At 39.4% G+C, this 16,902-nt stretch carries 11 protein-coding genes; 4 read left to right on the top strand and 7 right to left on the bottom strand.

Annotation, left to right across the window (positions count from 1 at the left end; genetic code table 11):
• The first annotated feature begins 4 nt into the window (after positions 1–4).
• The gene (locus QOX35_RS05265; RefSeq protein WP_283686065.1) at positions 5–355 is read left to right on the top strand and encodes a MerR family transcriptional regulator; all 351 of its coding nucleotides are present in this window, start codon (positions 5–7) and stop codon (positions 353–355) included.
• A 92-nt stretch (positions 356–447) separates the two neighbouring features.
• Here the strand turns inward: QOX35_RS05265 and QOX35_RS05260 are convergent, their stop codons facing one another.
• Both QOX35_RS05260 and QOX35_RS05255 read right to left on the bottom strand, forming a co-directional pair.
• Positions 448–1,122 (bottom strand): bacteriophage terminase small subunit, encoded by a 675-nt coding sequence (locus QOX35_RS05260; RefSeq protein WP_283686064.1) that lies wholly within the window; start codon positions 1,120–1,122, stop codon positions 448–450.
• A 404-nt stretch (positions 1,123–1,526) separates the two neighbouring features.
• Positions 1,527–3,275, bottom strand: a complete 1,749-nt coding sequence (locus QOX35_RS05255; protein WP_283686063.1) for a phospho-sugar mutase — start codon at positions 3,273–3,275, stop codon at positions 1,527–1,529.
• A gap of 440 nt (positions 3,276–3,715) precedes the next feature.
• Here QOX35_RS05255 and mgtE point away from each other — a divergent pair, with 440 nt between their 5' ends.
• Entirely contained in the window at positions 3,716–5,098 is a 1,383-nt protein-coding gene (mgtE, locus tag QOX35_RS05250) for a magnesium transporter (protein WP_283686062.1), read from the top strand.
• A 126-nt stretch (positions 5,099–5,224) separates the two neighbouring features.
• On the opposite strand, the gene QOX35_RS05245 is transcribed toward mgtE, so the two are convergent.
• On the bottom strand, positions 5,225–6,079 hold the full coding sequence (locus QOX35_RS05245) for a helix-turn-helix domain-containing protein (RefSeq protein ID WP_283686061.1): 855 nt from the start codon (positions 6,077–6,079) through the stop codon (positions 5,225–5,227).
• A gap of 78 nt (positions 6,080–6,157) precedes the next feature.
• Here QOX35_RS05245 and QOX35_RS05240 point away from each other — a divergent pair, with 78 nt between their 5' ends.
• Positions 6,158–7,492 (top strand): nucleoside hydrolase-like domain-containing protein, encoded by a 1,335-nt coding sequence (locus QOX35_RS05240; RefSeq protein WP_283686060.1) that lies wholly within the window; start codon positions 6,158–6,160, stop codon positions 7,490–7,492.
• A gap of 60 nt (positions 7,493–7,552) precedes the next feature.
• Here QOX35_RS05240 and QOX35_RS05235 read toward each other — a convergent pair whose 3' ends face one another.
• The 3 genes from QOX35_RS05235 to QOX35_RS05225 all read right to left on the bottom strand — a co-directional run bounded on the left by QOX35_RS05235 (position 7,553) and on the right by QOX35_RS05225 (position 13,462).
• Positions 7,553–9,769 carry a tetratricopeptide repeat protein gene (locus tag QOX35_RS05235; protein ID WP_283686059.1) on the bottom strand — a complete coding sequence of 739 codons (2,217 nt, stop codon included), beginning with the start codon at positions 9,767–9,769 and terminating at the stop codon, positions 7,553–7,555.
• Positions 9,770–9,795: 26 nt separating this feature from the next.
• Positions 9,796–12,063 carry a cation:proton antiporter domain-containing protein gene (locus QOX35_RS05230; RefSeq protein WP_283686058.1) on the bottom strand — a complete coding sequence of 756 codons (2,268 nt, stop codon included), beginning with the start codon at positions 12,061–12,063 and terminating at the stop codon, positions 9,796–9,798.
• Between the two features lie 136 nt (positions 12,064–12,199).
• Positions 12,200–13,462 carry a hemolysin family protein gene (locus QOX35_RS05225; RefSeq protein WP_283686057.1) on the bottom strand — a complete coding sequence of 421 codons (1,263 nt, stop codon included), beginning with the start codon at positions 13,460–13,462 and terminating at the stop codon, positions 12,200–12,202.
• Positions 13,463–13,719: 257 nt separating this feature from the next.
• Between QOX35_RS05225 and pheT the strand changes: the two genes are divergently transcribed.
• Positions 13,720–16,185 (top strand): phenylalanine--tRNA ligase subunit beta, encoded by a 2,466-nt coding sequence (gene pheT / locus QOX35_RS05220; RefSeq protein ID WP_283686056.1) that lies wholly within the window; start codon positions 13,720–13,722, stop codon positions 16,183–16,185.
• 52 nt (positions 16,186–16,237) lie between these two features.
• Here pheT and QOX35_RS05215 read toward each other — a convergent pair whose 3' ends face one another.
• Complete coding sequence (locus QOX35_RS05215) at positions 16,238–16,876, bottom strand: YiiX/YebB-like N1pC/P60 family cysteine hydrolase (protein WP_283686055.1); 639 nt, start codon at positions 16,874–16,876, stop codon at positions 16,238–16,240.
• Positions 16,877–16,902 lie beyond the last annotated feature (26 nt).

Here is a 16,902-nt window from a genome sequence, read left to right as displayed (position 1 = left end):
TGCTATGAAAATCGATTTCGAAAATAGTAACCGCCTGTACTACTCCCTGAGAGAAGTTGCTTCGCACTTTAAAGTGAACGAATCGCTGCTCCGTTTTTGGGAAGGTGAGTTTGACATCATCAGACCAAGGAAAACGGAAGGTGGTACACGCCAGTACACAAAAGCCGACATCGAAAACATTGCCATCGTTTATCATTTAGTAAGAGAAAAAGGTCTTACCCTCGAAGGTGCACGCCAGACCTTAAGACAGAAAAAAGATGAAGAAGCCCGCAAAATTCAGGTTATCCAAAAACTGGAACAAATAAAAAAAGAGTTGATGGATATGGAACGGGAGTTCGACGACTCTATCGATTGAGATAATCTATATTTTCACCTCGCTTTGTCTTATTCCTCCAACTATTTCTATAAAAAGTAACAAAAGTAACACATATCCTCCTTTTTCAGTCGTCACCCTCTGTAACGGTATCCGGGAGGCAACGGCCCTGTGTCCAATTTGGGAATGGTAACGTCTTTTGAATTTTTCTTTGGCTGAGTCTCTACCTCCGTATCAGCTTCCTTTATTGCTAAGGGTTTATCTGCCTGTTTCATTGGCTGATCGTCTACAACCGCTTCCTCCTTTTTCTTTTGTTCTACCGAATGACTATTTCTAAGATTTTCACGCAAAAGATTTAGACTCTCTGCTGTGGTAGGATCGCGCACCACAATTGTTAAAGCAGGTTCTTGCTTATACTCTGCTTCTTTCTCTTCTTTGGCTTCATTTTGTAACAATACCAGTTTTATAGCATGGGTATCCGGAGCATATTCCTTTTGCCTGACAGTCCGGGATTTTAACACTAACTTTTCAGGATTGCTCTTATCGGGTACATACACAGTACGGGTTTCGGTGAGGGTGTAGCCTTCCAGCTTCTTCTTCAGCGAATTGCGTGCCACCATTAAGAGTTTGTCATCTCGACATTCCATCGCTCTTTCAACAGCCTCGTTAAACTCAGGTTTTGTTTTCCGCCATTCATAGAATGTTTTTCGATTTATATTCAATGCATTACATATTTCCGAAATACTATATGTATCTTCTTCGATAAAAGAAATTATCCTTTCTACCAATTGCTCTGTGTACTTTGCCATATCTATTATAAATTAAGTGCTAGGAATAAATTTTTTATCATCTTTTTTATCATCCCGAGTCTTTAAAGATTCGGGATACTTCGTTGCCTCACCATAATAAAAGACTACAAGACAATAATTATGATTGATTACTATAATAGATAAAATTGGACAAAAATGATAAAGGGTCATTTTGAAAGGAAAACAGGGGTCTTGCTATTCTATGTTGAAATTTTTCATACGAGATCGTTCGTTTTATCCAGTATAATAAATTGTGTTTTGGAAGTAGGAGCAATGGCTTGTTCCTGCCCATTTATATCCGGGCAACCACAAGCCACTGTCCCTACATACGCATATACGAAAAAGCACCTCTAAGTCTGATTTATAGACTTAGAGGTGCTTTATATTCATTCTTCGGGCAATTCTTATATACCCAAATCTTTACATACTTGTTCTATTTTCTTTTCAGTAGCAGCATTCACGGCATCGTATTCTTCACGTGATTTCAGCTTGTCCTGCACTTCAATGTAGAACTTTATCTTCGGTTCTGTTCCCGAAGGACGGATTGATACTTTCGTTTTATCCTGTGTAAAGTATTGAAGTACGTTCGAAGTCGTAGGCATCTCGAGAGTATATTCTTCATTGATGCTAAAATCTTGTGCCTTCAATGTCACAAAGTCTTTGATCAATATCACTTTCGAGCCGGCTATTTCTTTGATCGGATTTTCTCTGAAATTCTTCATCATCGCTTCTATTTCTTCAGCACCGCTCCTACCTTCTTTCGTTACCGAAATACCTTTCTCTTTAGAGAAGCCATATTCCACATAGATGTCCTGAAGCATTTCGTACAATGTTTTTCCGTTGTCTTTTGCCCATGCGGCGATTTCACCAAACAAGATGGCAGCAGAAACAGAATCCTTATCACGCACAAAGTCTTCGGCCAAGAATCCGTAACTTTCTTCGCCCCCACCTATATAATTACGCTTGCCTTCCAGTTCACGCATTACAGCAGCTATCCATTTAAAGCCGGTGTAGCACTCAAACATCTCCACGCCATTCTTCTCAGATACAACCTGAGTCAATGCACTGGTAACGATTGTACGCACTGTATAGTCTTTCTTTGAGAGCAATCCCAATTCCTTACGGCGTGTGATTATATAGTAGATAAGGATAAGCATTGTTTGGTTACCGTTGAGCAAGATAAATTCTCCTTTATCGTTACGGATACCTGCACCAAAACGGTCAGCATCAGGGTCGGTAGCAAATACCAACTCGGCATTTGTTTCTTCTGCTTTTTTCACAGCCAATGCCATAGCGGCAGGATCTTCAGGGTTTGGAGATATCACTGTAGGGAAATCGCCACTCAACACATCCTGCTCAGGTACGTTGATAATATTGGTAAACCCGCATTCTTTTAGTGCTTTAGGGATAATTGTAAATCCTGTGCCATGCAGAGGCGTATAAACAATACCGATATTTGCATGACGCTTGATCGAATCGGGAGAAAGAAGCAATGTTTTCAAGTCCTGTATATAGGCATTGTCCATATCCTTGCCGAGTATTTCGATCAGCTTTTTATCACCGCCTTTAAATTTGATCTGATCCACTTTCACTCTGTTCACCTCAGCGATAATGCTCTTATCATGCGGAGGGATAACCTGAGCACCGTCTTCCCAGTATACCTTATAGCCGTTATATACTTTCGGGTTGTGAGAAGCTGTAATCATTATACCACTCTGACAGCCTAGCTTGCGGATAGCATACGAAATTTCGGGAGTAGGTCGTAAGTCTTCGAACAGATATGCCTTGATTCCGTTTGCAGCAAAAATATCTGCCGAAATTTCAGCATACAAACGGCTATTGTTACGACAATCGTGGCCGATCACTACTTTTATTTCTTTTAATGAAGAAAACTCCTTCAATAGATAATTAGCCAGCCCTTGTGTTGCACCTCCGATTGTATATATATTCACGCGGTTGGTACCCACACCCATAATTCCGCGAAGACCTCCTGTTCCAAATTCAAGATCTTTGTAAAAAGATTCTATAAGCTCCGTTTTATCTTCTTGATCCAACAATGCCTGAACTTCTTTTCGTGTATCGGCATCGTATTTTTCCGACAACCATGTTTTTGCTTTAGCTGTTACCTGTGCCAGCAATTCACTGTTTTCCATGCTTTCTTCTTTATTTTAGTTTTATATTGATCTAAACAAAAATGCGAATAACAAAAATAACAATTTTTTGCTTTGAGGGGGCAAGAAGATATAAGAAATATAGTCTTTTGCTATACACCCGCTAATCATATTCTTTAACCTATTGATTATTCACACAAAACTAAATAGGTGAATACTAAAAACATAATAAAGTATAATAAAACCTAATCACTACGTATTGCATCCATTTAAGAAAAGTTCTTTTTGGCGGTTCTCGAAGAAAGTATTACTTTTGCAGCGGTTTTAACGCCCCCTACTCATTTGGGCTAGTATTCACTAAAAATTAAGAATCATGGACGAAGACCCGTATCCGAGTTACAGAAACAAAACTAAAGTATTAACCTCTCTGTAAAGGGTCTTATTGTGATTTCCTTACAGAGATAAAGTAAGGAGATTGCATCATGAGTGAAATAATAATCCGCCTCCAACAGCTTATTGAAGACAAAAGCTGGAAAATCGTAAAACAAGAACTTAACAACCTCGATTCTGTTCAGATAGCAGAAATCATTGCCGACATACCAAAGTCTGATCAGATCATTTTATTCCGCCTGTTGCCACAAGAATTGGCAAAGGATACTTTCAAACGCCTTTCTCACGACGAAAAAGAAGATATAATCGAAGGATTGGCTGTTAACATCAATGTAGTAACATCTCTTCTTAATGATCTTGATCCGGACGACCGTACGGCTTTCTTTGAAGAACTACCGGGTGAAGTGAGCCAGCGTCTGATGCAGATACTATCTGACGAAGAAAGAGAAATCACCACCAAACTACTGGGCTTCCCAAAAGATAGTATCGGACGTCTGATGACACCCGAATATGTTGCAGTAAGACCATACTACACAGTAGAACAGGCTATAAACCATATCCGCAAGTTCGGGCGAGACTCCGAAACACTGAATGTAATATACATCGTAGATGATAATTGGAAGCTTATCGCCGATATCCGCATCAAGGAAATAATTTTGGCTTCTGCTAACCAGACCATCGGCGAGCTTAGCGACAATCGTTTAATCTCGCTTAACGCATACGACGACCAGGAAGTTGCCGTAAAAATATTCTCCGACCACGACCGTGTAGCTTTACCCGTAACGGATACCAACGGCACACTGCTGGGCATTGTTACCATCGACGACGTAATGGATGTGGCAGAAGAAGAGAGCACAGAAGACTTCCAAAAGTTTGGGGGTACAGAAGGTCTCGACCTCTCATATACCAAAACATCACTGACTGAAATGGTCAGAAAACGTGCCGGATGGCTAGTTGTCCTCTTTTTAGGAGAGATGCTCACAGCATCAGCAATGGGGCACTTCGACGAAGAGATAGAGAAAGCCGTAGTATTGGCCTTGTTTGTTCCACTAATCATTTCAAGCGGGGGTAACTCGGGCTCGCAGGCTGCCAGTCTTATTATCCGTGCATTGGCTCTGGGCGAATTAAAGCTCAAGAACTGGTGGTATGTGATGAGAAAAGAGATTTTATCAGGTCTGCTTTTGGGCTCTATCCTCGGTGTAATAGGTTTTACCCGAATATTTATATGGCAAGAACTGGGCTTATACGACTATGGTGAATATTGGGTATGGGTTGCTTTGAGTGTATCTGTTTCGCTCATATTCATTGTTTTGTGGGGAACTTTCTCCGGATCGATGATCCCCCTCCTGCTAAAAAAAATAGGATTAGACCCCGCTACTGCATCGGCTCCGTTTGTAGCAACACTGGTAGATGTTACCGGACTGATTATCTATTTCTCTATTGCAGCGATGTTCTTAAGCGGAAAACTACTCTAACAAACTAATTATATTATAAAGAAAAAAGCAGCTGGCTTAAGTTTATCTCTTCTCTCAACATAACAGAGAGACGATAGTCTTAAGCCAGCCGTTTTATAAAGCAAAAGACTTAGAGCATAATTTATATTAAATATTTAGCTTAGAGTACCTTTTCCTATATTCGACCGGTCTATATGCTGTTAGTTTTAAGAATGCTGCATTAAAGCGGCTAATCGAATTGAATCCACAATCAAATGCAATTTCGGTGATACTTAGATCTGACAACACAAGTTTCCTTTGAGCATGGGCAATTCGTTCTTGAATCACATATTCATACAACGTACAACCGAATGCCTTCTTAAAGATAGAATTAGCATAATCCGGATGCAGTCCGACAGCCTTTCCTATTTCCGACACATTAAGAGGTTGAGAATAATTCTGAGAAATATAAACAACGATTCGCTCTATTAAACTTAGCCCAGGTATAAAATTTGAAGATTTCTTCTCATGCGAACTAACATTATTTGACATTCTGAGTAAACGTGCATGCATTTCTAAAGAAATAAGTTCAACACCATTGCTTTCCTTTATGTCACTTAACCAGTTCTTTATCATAAACTCATCATGAATAGAGAAATGGCTTCTTGTCTCAATAAAGACTTTCCCTTTAAATATCTCATCTATGAAAGACGGCGGAAATTTCCATAATAAAAACTGTGTCAGAGGTATTGTACAAACATAGTAGGGTTTATCTCCTTCGTAACCTATGATTTGATGAGGAATAAGTCCCCAAAACAGCACCAACCTTTTGGAGGGGACAATTACTTTACGGTCTTGAAATAGATATGTTATATTCCCTGAGGGGAAGTAATTTAGTTCTATTTCATTATGCCTGTCTGGTTTTGGCATCAAACTGGGAGTCCATAATTCACACGTTAAACCATAAGGAGTAAAGTTCTCTCTATTTTGATTAAACGTATTTAATTTCTCGGGATATGACATGTTTTAAACAAAAATCAATTTGTGCAACCCAAAGCTAGAAATTAAATTTACAGTTTAAAATTATTTTCTCCAAATACCATGAATAGAATAATCTTTTTCTCTTTAGCATTGTTTCTATTAGGCGAATATTGTTTAGCCCAGATTCATCCTGGCGATAAGCATAGATTAATTGTTACTACAGACCTTGGGGGTACCGATCCGGATGACGTCCAATCCCTGATCCATTTGTTGGTATGCTCCAATATGATCAATATAGAAGGACTGATCAGTTCTCAGGTATGGGTAGACGATCCGGATAAAACCGCTTATATAAAGCAGCTTGTCGAATCTTTCGGTGAAGTTTTACCCCGTTTAAAGATACATGCGGAAGGCTATCCGGAGATAGATTACCTTCTATCAATTATAAAAAGAGGACAAGAATATTCCAACATGGCCGGCGTGGGTGATGGGAAAGATTCGCCGGGGTCAGAACTCATTATCAAAGCCGTTGACAAAAGAGATGACAATCGCCCCGTATGGCTTGCCGCCTGGGGTGGAATGAACACGATAGCACAAGCTTTATGGAAAGTGGAGCATACACGGAGTAAAAAAGAGTTCAAAGCCTTTGCCGATAAAATACGGATTTACGATATACTGGGGCAAGATGATGCAGGTGCATGGATAGCCAAAAAATTTCCAAATATTATATACATCCGCAATAAGCAAGTATACGGTTGGGGACCTTCTGACAATTGGATCAGGGAAAACATTCAAAGCCGCAAACCGTTAGGAAGTCATTATCCTAATCGTATTTGGGCACCTGAGGGTGATTCTCCTTCTTTCTTTTATGTGTACGCCAATGGATTGAATGTACCCGAAGAAATCGACTATGGCGGTTGGGGAGGACGTTTCTATAAAGAAAAGCAGATGGGGATACGCGGTATGGATTTCATTGAGAAAAGTGGAAAAGACGAAACCCAATACGATCCCTATTATATGTATGGAAGCAGCAAAGAGGGTATCGGAGCTATAAATAAATGGAAAGAACACATCTGGAATAATTTTGCAGCCCGTATGCTGTGGACAACGACAAGCAACTATTCTGAGGTAAATCATCACCCTAAAGCAACGATAGAAGGAGATAACTCACTGAAATGTATCTATAGAAATGCAAAAGCAGGAGATTCTCTGATTTTTGATGCCTCGGAATCGACAGATCCCGATGGCGATCGATTAGATTATAAATGGTTCGTATATAGCGAGCCTAGTACATACAAAGGTTCAGTGAATATAGAAAATACTAACGCATACTCCTGCAAAGTAGCCATACCTTCCGATGCGTCGGGCAAGACGATACATGTTATACTCGAGTTAACTGACAATGGAACTCCTACTTTAACCGCTTACAGAAGAATCGTAATTAATGTACGTTAAGCTATATGGCTTTTATAGATGACGATTAAACAATGTATTTTATTCAAAAACACCTTCTATTTATCCGACTCCGTATTTGATCTGATCAAATAAGAATGGAAATATTTTTGCCTCTACGCCATGATTCATAAGGCTTTCTCTATCTGCTTCGAACAACATTGCAAACAACTCGAAGTCATTCTCTTTGTATACAGCTTGCTTATAATGCTCGATAGCTTCTTTCATATTACCGGCACAAAGGTCTACATGCCCGGCATTTAAGAAATCATGTATCGTAGGTTTTCTTTCTAAAATTTGATTGTAATATTTTTGAGCTAACTCGTATTTCCTCAACAGGAATGCAGTCCACGCAATAGGACGCTGCGCTTTTGTGCCCTTGGAGTCTAATAGTTCTACCTTAAAATACGTATTCAAGGCCTGCTCATAATCGTTCATCTCCAGATAGCAATGTCCTATATTCAGTTCGGTGTTTACATTATCAGGATTCAGTTTTGCTGCCTTCTGATAGTAGTATAATGACATATCCGGCTTCTTCAATGTTCGGTATATCTGTGCTATACGTCTTATGATCCACGAATTATCGGGTCTCAGCACATCTGCCTGCAAGTAAGCAGCCAAAGCACCATCCTGGTTGTTGAGCATTTGCTTGCAATACCCTATTTTTTGCCAAATATCATCATTCTGACTATCAATATCAATCAGGCGATTGAAAACATCCAAAGCCTCACTGAAATTGTTTTTGTCGAAGCAATATTGAGCAATCTTCCTCATACTTTCTTCATCGGATATCAATGGAGCTATGGATTTCTTGTCATAGAAATTCAAACTCAGCTTGAAGACATCAAAGAAGTTGTTGCGATATGGATGTAATTTAAAGAAACGATACAAGTCTTGAATATATTGATTTGAAGTAACCTCATCATCGATAGTCGGATTCATTGCTTGTGCCTCTTTTTGCAGCTGCTTTATCTCTTCCGATTCGGCACCCATCCGCCCCATCATCATATCCCGTTGCGCAGGAGATATCTGTAACAGGCTCAAACAGAAAGAATACTTATCGGAGTTGCACATATGCCCCGAATCGAGAACGGCGGTCTTCAACAAATTACTTCCGCTATCTTCGGGAAACAGGCTCATAAGTTCAGAGTATGAAGGATCGAAAGGCATGAACCAATTGCTTATTTCGGAAAAGAAAGAAAAGTGCTTTAATCCCGAAAAAGTGGAATGAAACACATCGGCACCCTCCATTTGCAAATTAGAATATTCTTGCAGCTTTTTACCAAGCCCCGACTCTTCAAGTTCCTTTTGCCATTCAGGATTTTTTTCCGAGAAATCTGTATCACCGCCCATCAGCTCTTCCATATTCAGTTTGCGACCCGCCAAATTATTAAATTTCATCATCTCAGGCAGAATCTCCTCCCTGATCTTCTTACTGATCTGCTCGGTCTCGCGCGAACGAATCAGCTGAATCACAACACGGCGAACAGCCCTGCGGAATTCCTGATTTTCGGACATAATATCCAATTGGCTTTGCAGCTCAGGATACAATGACCAACGCACATCGTACATTTGCATGAGAATCACAAGACCTACAATAGCCCTGACCCGCAGTTGCATATTGTCGGAAAAAGATGTGTACATCAACACCTGCACTTTTCTATAGTCGAAACGATGAAACAAGCTTAGAGACAGAGCGGACAAAAGCAGGCTCTTTTCTCTTACAGGCATCACCTCGTTTTCGAGAAAAGAGATATAATCATTATAGTCGCTTTCTTCGGCTCGGGGAGAGACATATACTTTGGAGAATAAATCGGAAGCTATACGTTCACGCCTTACCGCCAAATCAAGTTTTCGCTGGTTCTTTTCTTCTCCCGCCTCAAGTAAATCGACAATAGACATAGAATCGGAAATATCCTTCAACTGCTTCAAATAATCAGGCAGCGTATTCGTCTTTAATCTGTTTATCCGATACTTTTCATAAAATATATTGGTCGACTCTATATTTAACAGTTCATCGGCAACATCGTCTGTCAGCTCATATAGAGACCTTAGGAGGTTACGATACACATTATCCCGTTCGGTATCTTCAACACCTTCAAATAGGTAATGAAGCATATATTTGTAGTTTGTCTCCAATTCGCTCAATGTTTCAGACACTTTCCAATCCTGAAGGTTTACGACCAACTTTGTCAGTGACTCAAACACATCTTTCAACTGTCTTTTTGACAGGTTTTGAAGTATTTCTTTTTTAAGAGCTATTATATCGCGACTGTTCATTCTTTAATACTATGTATGGGTTATGCTCAATTAGTCATTATCAATGTAGAAGGAGCATCACGAAGCAAGTTAGGTTTTTTCACATCCAGTTCTTTCCAACTATTGAGACTAATCAAGATCAAATCTTGTTTCATCAATATATCACTATCTACGGGTATATTGTTGTTCCACAGCTGAAATAGGTATGGGTTTACAGCTTTTATCGCCTTTACAGACTTTACAAATTCTATCGAGTTCTCGGCCAATCCTACACGATCCCATAATGTTATTCTCACGTATGAGTTTTCGGCCAGCCTTTCCATAAAGTCACCCATAAAAATATCATCCTCATCCAATATAGGAACAAAAATATTACGGATAGTTATTAATCCTCTATCAATAAATATGCCAACCGGCATATTGGTCTTTGAAATAATAGAGCGGGTACGTTCATCGAAAGGTGCGTTGAACGTTCCTTTTTTTCTGATCTTGTTCTGTACTATAGAAAAAATATAATCGGGAACATAACTCAGAGCATTGGAGAAACGCCCTAGAAACCTGTCGGAATATGTATATCCTTTATTCCCAATCAAAAGGAAGTCGTATTCTCCTTTGTTGGCTATTTTTATAATGCTGTTCTGAAAGTTGTTTGTAACCTCAAACATTGTGTTTACATCCTGTTGCAAAGAGTGAGCCTCCTCCTTCACGGGCTCAAAAATACGATCTTCTTCCTCATCTATATTGTATTGATGCATCGGGCTTCCTTCAGTCAAGTGCAACAATGTCAGATCAGACTGTGACTGTTTTCTCTTTATCAAACAGCTTGCCAAAAGCAACAGCTTACGCCCTGTCTGAGGGCTTGAAAAAGGCACCAATACTTTAAATTTCTTCTGTGCCGATATTTCAGAATAATTTTCATTTCGTTTAAATATCTTATCCAAAATATTTAAACTAGGCGATGTCATAAACGTGGTAACTAATGCCATAATCACCATCATGGCAAATAGTTCGGGCGTTAATATTCCTAAGTCGAGACCGATGTTTAAGACAACGAGCTCCATCAAACCTCTGGTATTCATCAATGCGCCTATCACCAAACTATCTTTCCAGTTTTGTCCCACAAAGCGAGCGGCCAAGGCGCTACCCAAAAATTTACCGGTTACGGCAACCGCAATCACAATAAAACACACTAGCCACAGATGTCCGGTATTTAATAAACCAATTTCGGTTCTCAACCCTGTGAAAACAAAGAATAGAGGCAACAGGATTATCAGTGTTACATATTCTATCCTTTCGGTCAGAAGATTACGCAAACGGATATTCGATGGCATTATAACGCCTGTAAGGAAAGCCCCAAACAAGGCGTGAATACCGATAGCCTCGGTAGTATATGCCGATAAGAACAATATCAATATAAAGCCACCCATTATGGTTTTAGACATCCCTTTCGAATGGTGGTTATCTGCAATATTTTTTAAGATGGGGCGAACAACCTTAAACATAATAAGTACATATACCACAGCCATTAAGATCACATATAGAGAACTGGTGAAAGTTCCGGCTTTGGCTATCGCTATCACTGCGGCAAGCAAACACCAAGCTGTGATATCGTCTATGGCTGCACAGGTAATAACCATTGGCCCTACCGGCGACTTATTAATTCCCTTCTCGTGTACAATACGTGCCAAAACGGGAAAAGCTGTTATACTCATCGCAATTCCCATGAAGAGTGCAAACGAAACAAACCCGGAATGCGCATGGGTAAAGTCTTCATATATAAAATATGCCAGTAATGCGCCCAATGTGAATGGGAAAACTATACTAGCATGACTTATGATTACGGCACTGTGAGCCCTGTTCTTCAACACATTCAGATTCAACTCCATACCCACAATAAACATAAAGAGTATAAGCCCTACCTGACTCAGTAGGTTGATATTCACAAGCGAAGATACAGGAAACAGAAATTGGGAAATCTCAGGAAAATATAAGCCTAATAAAGATGGACCTAATACGATCCCTGCCGCTATTTCGCCAATGACCGAGGTTTGACCAATCTTTTTACAGATCCAGCCAAAAATTTTCACCACCAGCATTATTACAATTATCTGCAACATTAAGAGGGCGAAAGGAACACTTATATTATGCAGTAAGCTTTTACCAAATTCGCCCCATGCGGTTTCTCCTGTTGTTTGCTCTGAGATGGTACGTCCTACCTCCAGATTATTTTTACCAAGTTGAAGTATAATTAGTAATATGAGAGAGAATGACCCTATCGATATAATGTAAAAAAGTACATTCTTTAATTTTTTCATATCTGTTCTCCGTTAACAACCTTAATTAATTACAAGTACCATATAATACTTTTGCCTAAGCGAAGACAAAATTATGGTTTATTTTCGATTACTTTCCTACTTTACTTAAATAGCGTATGTATAAGCATTATATATATTAATTTTTTTTAACTAGTATTTTATCTATACGAACACCATCCATATCTACAATTTCGATTATAAAACCTTTCCATTTCAGAATCTCTCCGGTCTTCGGTATATGCCCCAGCTTATCCAGTATCAGGCCACTTACTGTATTGTAGTCGTATTTGTTATACATATCTCCCATTCTGAAATAAACAAGAAAATCGTAGAATGAGCATTGCCCATCTATGAGGCAACTTCCATCCTGACGCTGTACGATCGCCGGCTCTTCCTGCGGATCTAACAAAGTACCGACCAATGCTTCCAGAATATCTTTTAGTGTAACAATTCCCCTCACCGCACCAAATTCGTCGCAAACAAGAGCATACGATATATGATTAGCCTTCATGTCAGCCAGTGCACTGTACACTTCCATACTTTCAGAAAAGAACTGAACGGGGCGTACAACAGTTTTTACATCAAAGTCTGGAGATTCTATCTTACCAAACATATCTTTCAGATAAACGACTCCCAGCACATGATCCAAATCTTTGGTTCCTACAGGATATTTATCAAAGGGGTATTTATGTATAAGCGTCACGATCTCGTCATTTGTCATATCCGTATCTATCCATACGATATCTCCCCGATTGGTCATAATAGATTCCAAATCCCTATCGCCCAGATTAAAGACACGCTCTACGATTTCTTTTTCCACATCCTGCACTTCACCGTCTTCTGCTCCTTCAATTACCATTGACTTAATTTCTTCTTCTGTAACTTTAGACTCGGACAGAGAAATACCCAGCATGCGAAATATTAATGCCGAGCTTTTGGATAACAGCCATACAAAAGGAGATACAATGACAGACAAATAATGCATCGGGCGAGCTATAGCTTTAGCGACTTTCTCTGCTGAACTCATCCCAATACGTTTTGGCACCAATTCACCAAGAACAATTGTGAAATAAGTAACTATTATAACAATCCCAAACCGAGCAAGCGGATATGCATAGTTTGTAGAAAGCCCCAGATTGATAAATAATGCCGATACATCGCCCGCCAAAACATCACCCGAATAGAGCCCCGTGAGGATACCGATGAGTGTAATTCCCACCTGAACAGTAGATAAAAAACGATCGGGATTTTCGGACAATTTTATTGCAGTCTGAGCAGATTTACTGCCTCGTTTTGCTTCCGTTTTGAGACTTGATTTACGTGCTGAGATAACAGCAATTTCGGACATTGAAAAAACACCATTCAATAATATCAAAAGAACTATGATTGCGATTTCCATATATTTTATTAATATTCGTCAAGCGAAGGTAAAGATATTACAAATGCAAAATACATTTATTTGATATTTATTAAGAAAGTTTGAAAATCCATTCAATCTTAATTACTTTGTTTGGTATCACGCATAAAGGAATAAATGCGTGAAACAGGATATAACCCACTTCTCAAATAAATGATTCGATAGATTATATTAACAACCGAATGAAATAAATTTTGTATTTTTGACGGACTTTTTCGAAAAAATAAAAACATTAATATATGAACATCTCGTACAACTGGTTAAAAGATTATCTTGACTTCGATTTATCCCCTCAGGAAACTGCCGATGCCCTGACATCTCTCGGTCTCGAAACCGGCGGTGTAGAAGAAGTAGAAACAGTAAAAGGAGGTCTCGAAGGCTTAGTGATAGGTGAAGTACTCACTTGTGTAGATCATCCAGACTCAGACCACCTGCACATTACAACGGTAAACGTTGGGCAAAGTGAGCCACTGCAAATAGTTTGCGGAGCGGCAAATGTTGCCGCAGGACAAAAAGTGGTGGTTGCCTTGGTAGGAACAAAACTATATTCGGGCGATGAGTCTTTTACGATAAAGAGATCTAAAATCAGAGGTGTGGAGTCGCTTGGTATGATATGCGCCGAAGACGAGATAGGAATAGGCACAAGCCATGTGGGAATCATCGTATTGCCTGCCGATGCTAAGGTAGGTACTCCGGCAAAAGAATATTACAACATACAGAGCGAATATATTCTCGAAGTGGATATTACGCCAAACCGTATAGACGGTGCTTCACACTTTGGAGTTGCCCGTGATCTGGCTGCATATCTGAAACAAAACAAACTAAAAGGGTCACTGAAAAGTCCATCAGTTGAAAGCTTTCAACTGGATGAACCAAACGGCGGTGTACCTGTAAAAGTAGAAAATACGGAAGCCTGCCCACGTTATGCAGGCGTAACAATAAAAGACGTAAAAGTTGCCGAAAGTCCTGAGTGGCTTAAGAACAGGCTTACTTCTGTAGGCTTGCGCCCAATCAATAATGTAGTAGATGTTACCAACTATGTATTGCAAGAACTGGGACATCCATTACACGCATTCGATGTAGCTCATATCTCGGGAGGAACAGTAATTGTAAAAACCTTACCGGAAGGAACTAAGTTCGTCACACTAGATGAAGTAGAACGTACACTTAGCGAGAGAGACCTGATGATATGCAACGACAAAGAAGGCATGTGTATCGGTGGAGTATTTGGCGGATTAGATTCGGGAGTTACAGAAAATACTACCGATGTTTTCCTCGAATGTGCATACTTCAACCCTACATGGATACGCAAATCGGCACGTCGTCATGGACTAAATACCGATGCTTCATTCCACTTCGAACGTGGCTGTGATCCGAACGATACGATTTATGTATTGAAACGTGCTGCGTTGTTGATACAGGAACTTGCGGGTGGTAAGATAGTAGGACCGATACAAGATATATATCCTAATCCTGTAGCAAATCCTACAGTAGAGCTTTCATACGATAAAGTAAATAGCCTGATAGGAAAAGTTATCGAAAAAGAAACTGTAAAATCTATCCTCGAAAGTTTAGAGATTACAATAGAGAAAGAAACAGAAGACACGCTTAGCCTGTCTGTCCCTACCTATAGAGTAGATGTATTGCGTGATGTAGATGTGATCGAAGATATATTACGTGTCTACGGATATAACAACATAGAAATAGGCGACAGCCTGAAGTCAAACCTTTCGTACGAAACACCTACGGATAAAAGTTATGACTTACAAAACCTGATCTCCGAGCAATTGACAGGTAGCGGCTTTAAAGAAATAATGAATAACTCGCTAACAAAAGAAGCTTATTATTCAGATTCACAATTATACCCTGTAGCTAACAGCGTACGGGTTATCAATCCGCTCAGCAACGACCTTAATGTGATGCGTCAAACGTTGATTTACGGAGGTTTGGAGAGCATTGCATACAACCGTAATCATCAGAATCCTGACATTAAATTCTATGAGTTCGGGAACTGCTATTTCTATGATGCTTCTAAAAAAGTGGAGGGTGAAACTTTAAAAGAATATAACGAAGAGTTTCATCTTGGCATGTGGCTTAGTGGAAATAACATAAGCAATAGCTGGGCATCAGGCGATGAAAAGACATCTGTATATCAACTAAAAGCCTATGTTGAAAATATATTAGCCCGTTTGGGTATTGCAACCAACAGGTATGAATACGTACAGACATCGAACGAAATATTTACAGCAGCTTTAGACATACAAGCCAAGGGGAAAGGTAAATCGCTTGGCGTACTGGGTATAGTTAACAAGAAACTGCTGAAATCGCAAGACATCAATGCAGAAGTGTTCTATGCCGAACTGAATTGGGACAGCCTGATGAAAGAGATCAAGAAACACAGCATTACATACACGGAGATATCAAAATTCCCAGCTGTAAAACGTGACCTTGCCCTGTTATTAGATAAGAATATCCTTTTCGATCAGATAGAGAAGATAGCATACAAAGCCGAACGTAAGTTGTTGAAGAACGTTTCTTTGTTTGACGTATACGAGGGCAAAAATTTACCCGAAGGCAAAAAGTCTTATGCAGTAAACTTCGTTATTCAGGACGATGAAAAAACACTAAACGACAAACAGATTGATGGCATCATGCAAAAGATACAAAAATCTTTAGAAAGCGAGTTAGGTGCACAGTTGAGATAAATATCAAACTAAAATAGATGAAAATAGGCTGCTTTGTAAAGCAGCCTATTTTTTAATAATAATGAACAATATCTATTACATCCGATTGTGACATTGCTCCGGGATTTATACCAAGCTCTCCTTCAGGTACAGGAAGATTCAGTTTATTGAAATACTCTTTCCAACCCTCTGTTATTACATCCGAACCGGGAGATTTGAATGTCATAATATTAAGAGGAAAAATCGCAGTCCCGTTATTTGCTCTTAATAATATCTCATAAATAAATTCGGAACAATAATATTTATCGTTATTCATCACAAAGCCATCGTCATATTCTTTCCCTACCAGCGTAAATCCTTCTTGTATTGCCCGGGGTATACAATATTGATATTCTGTCTTTAACCTCCCCACAACAGATACTGGATAGCAGCCTTTATTATTTTCGGGATAGAGATACTCATGCAACGGAGTAACAGCAACTCTGGGATGAGTGGCTTCGATTACATAGATGCTGTCATTTTCATCTATATAGACCATACCCACATGAGTAAAATGATATTGATCGATGCTCGATGTCACTTCCTTTATTGCTTTACCCATATCTCCCGAACAAGACTCTTGAAAAATAAGGTCTCCTGCTTGCAGCTTGAAGTTATCGGCTGAAATATGAAATGGAAGCAATAGGAATAAAATAAGAACAATTGTTTTCATATTATTGAGGTATGTAAAACGAACTG

The organism is Dysgonomonas sp. Marseille-Q5470 (assembly GCF_951230145.1).
In the GTDB taxonomy this organism is placed as follows: Bacteria; Bacteroidota; Bacteroidia; order Bacteroidales; family Dysgonomonadaceae; genus Dysgonomonas.
Note: the sequence above shows the minus strand (reverse complement) of the source record. Positions and strands in the feature narration are given on the sequence as shown.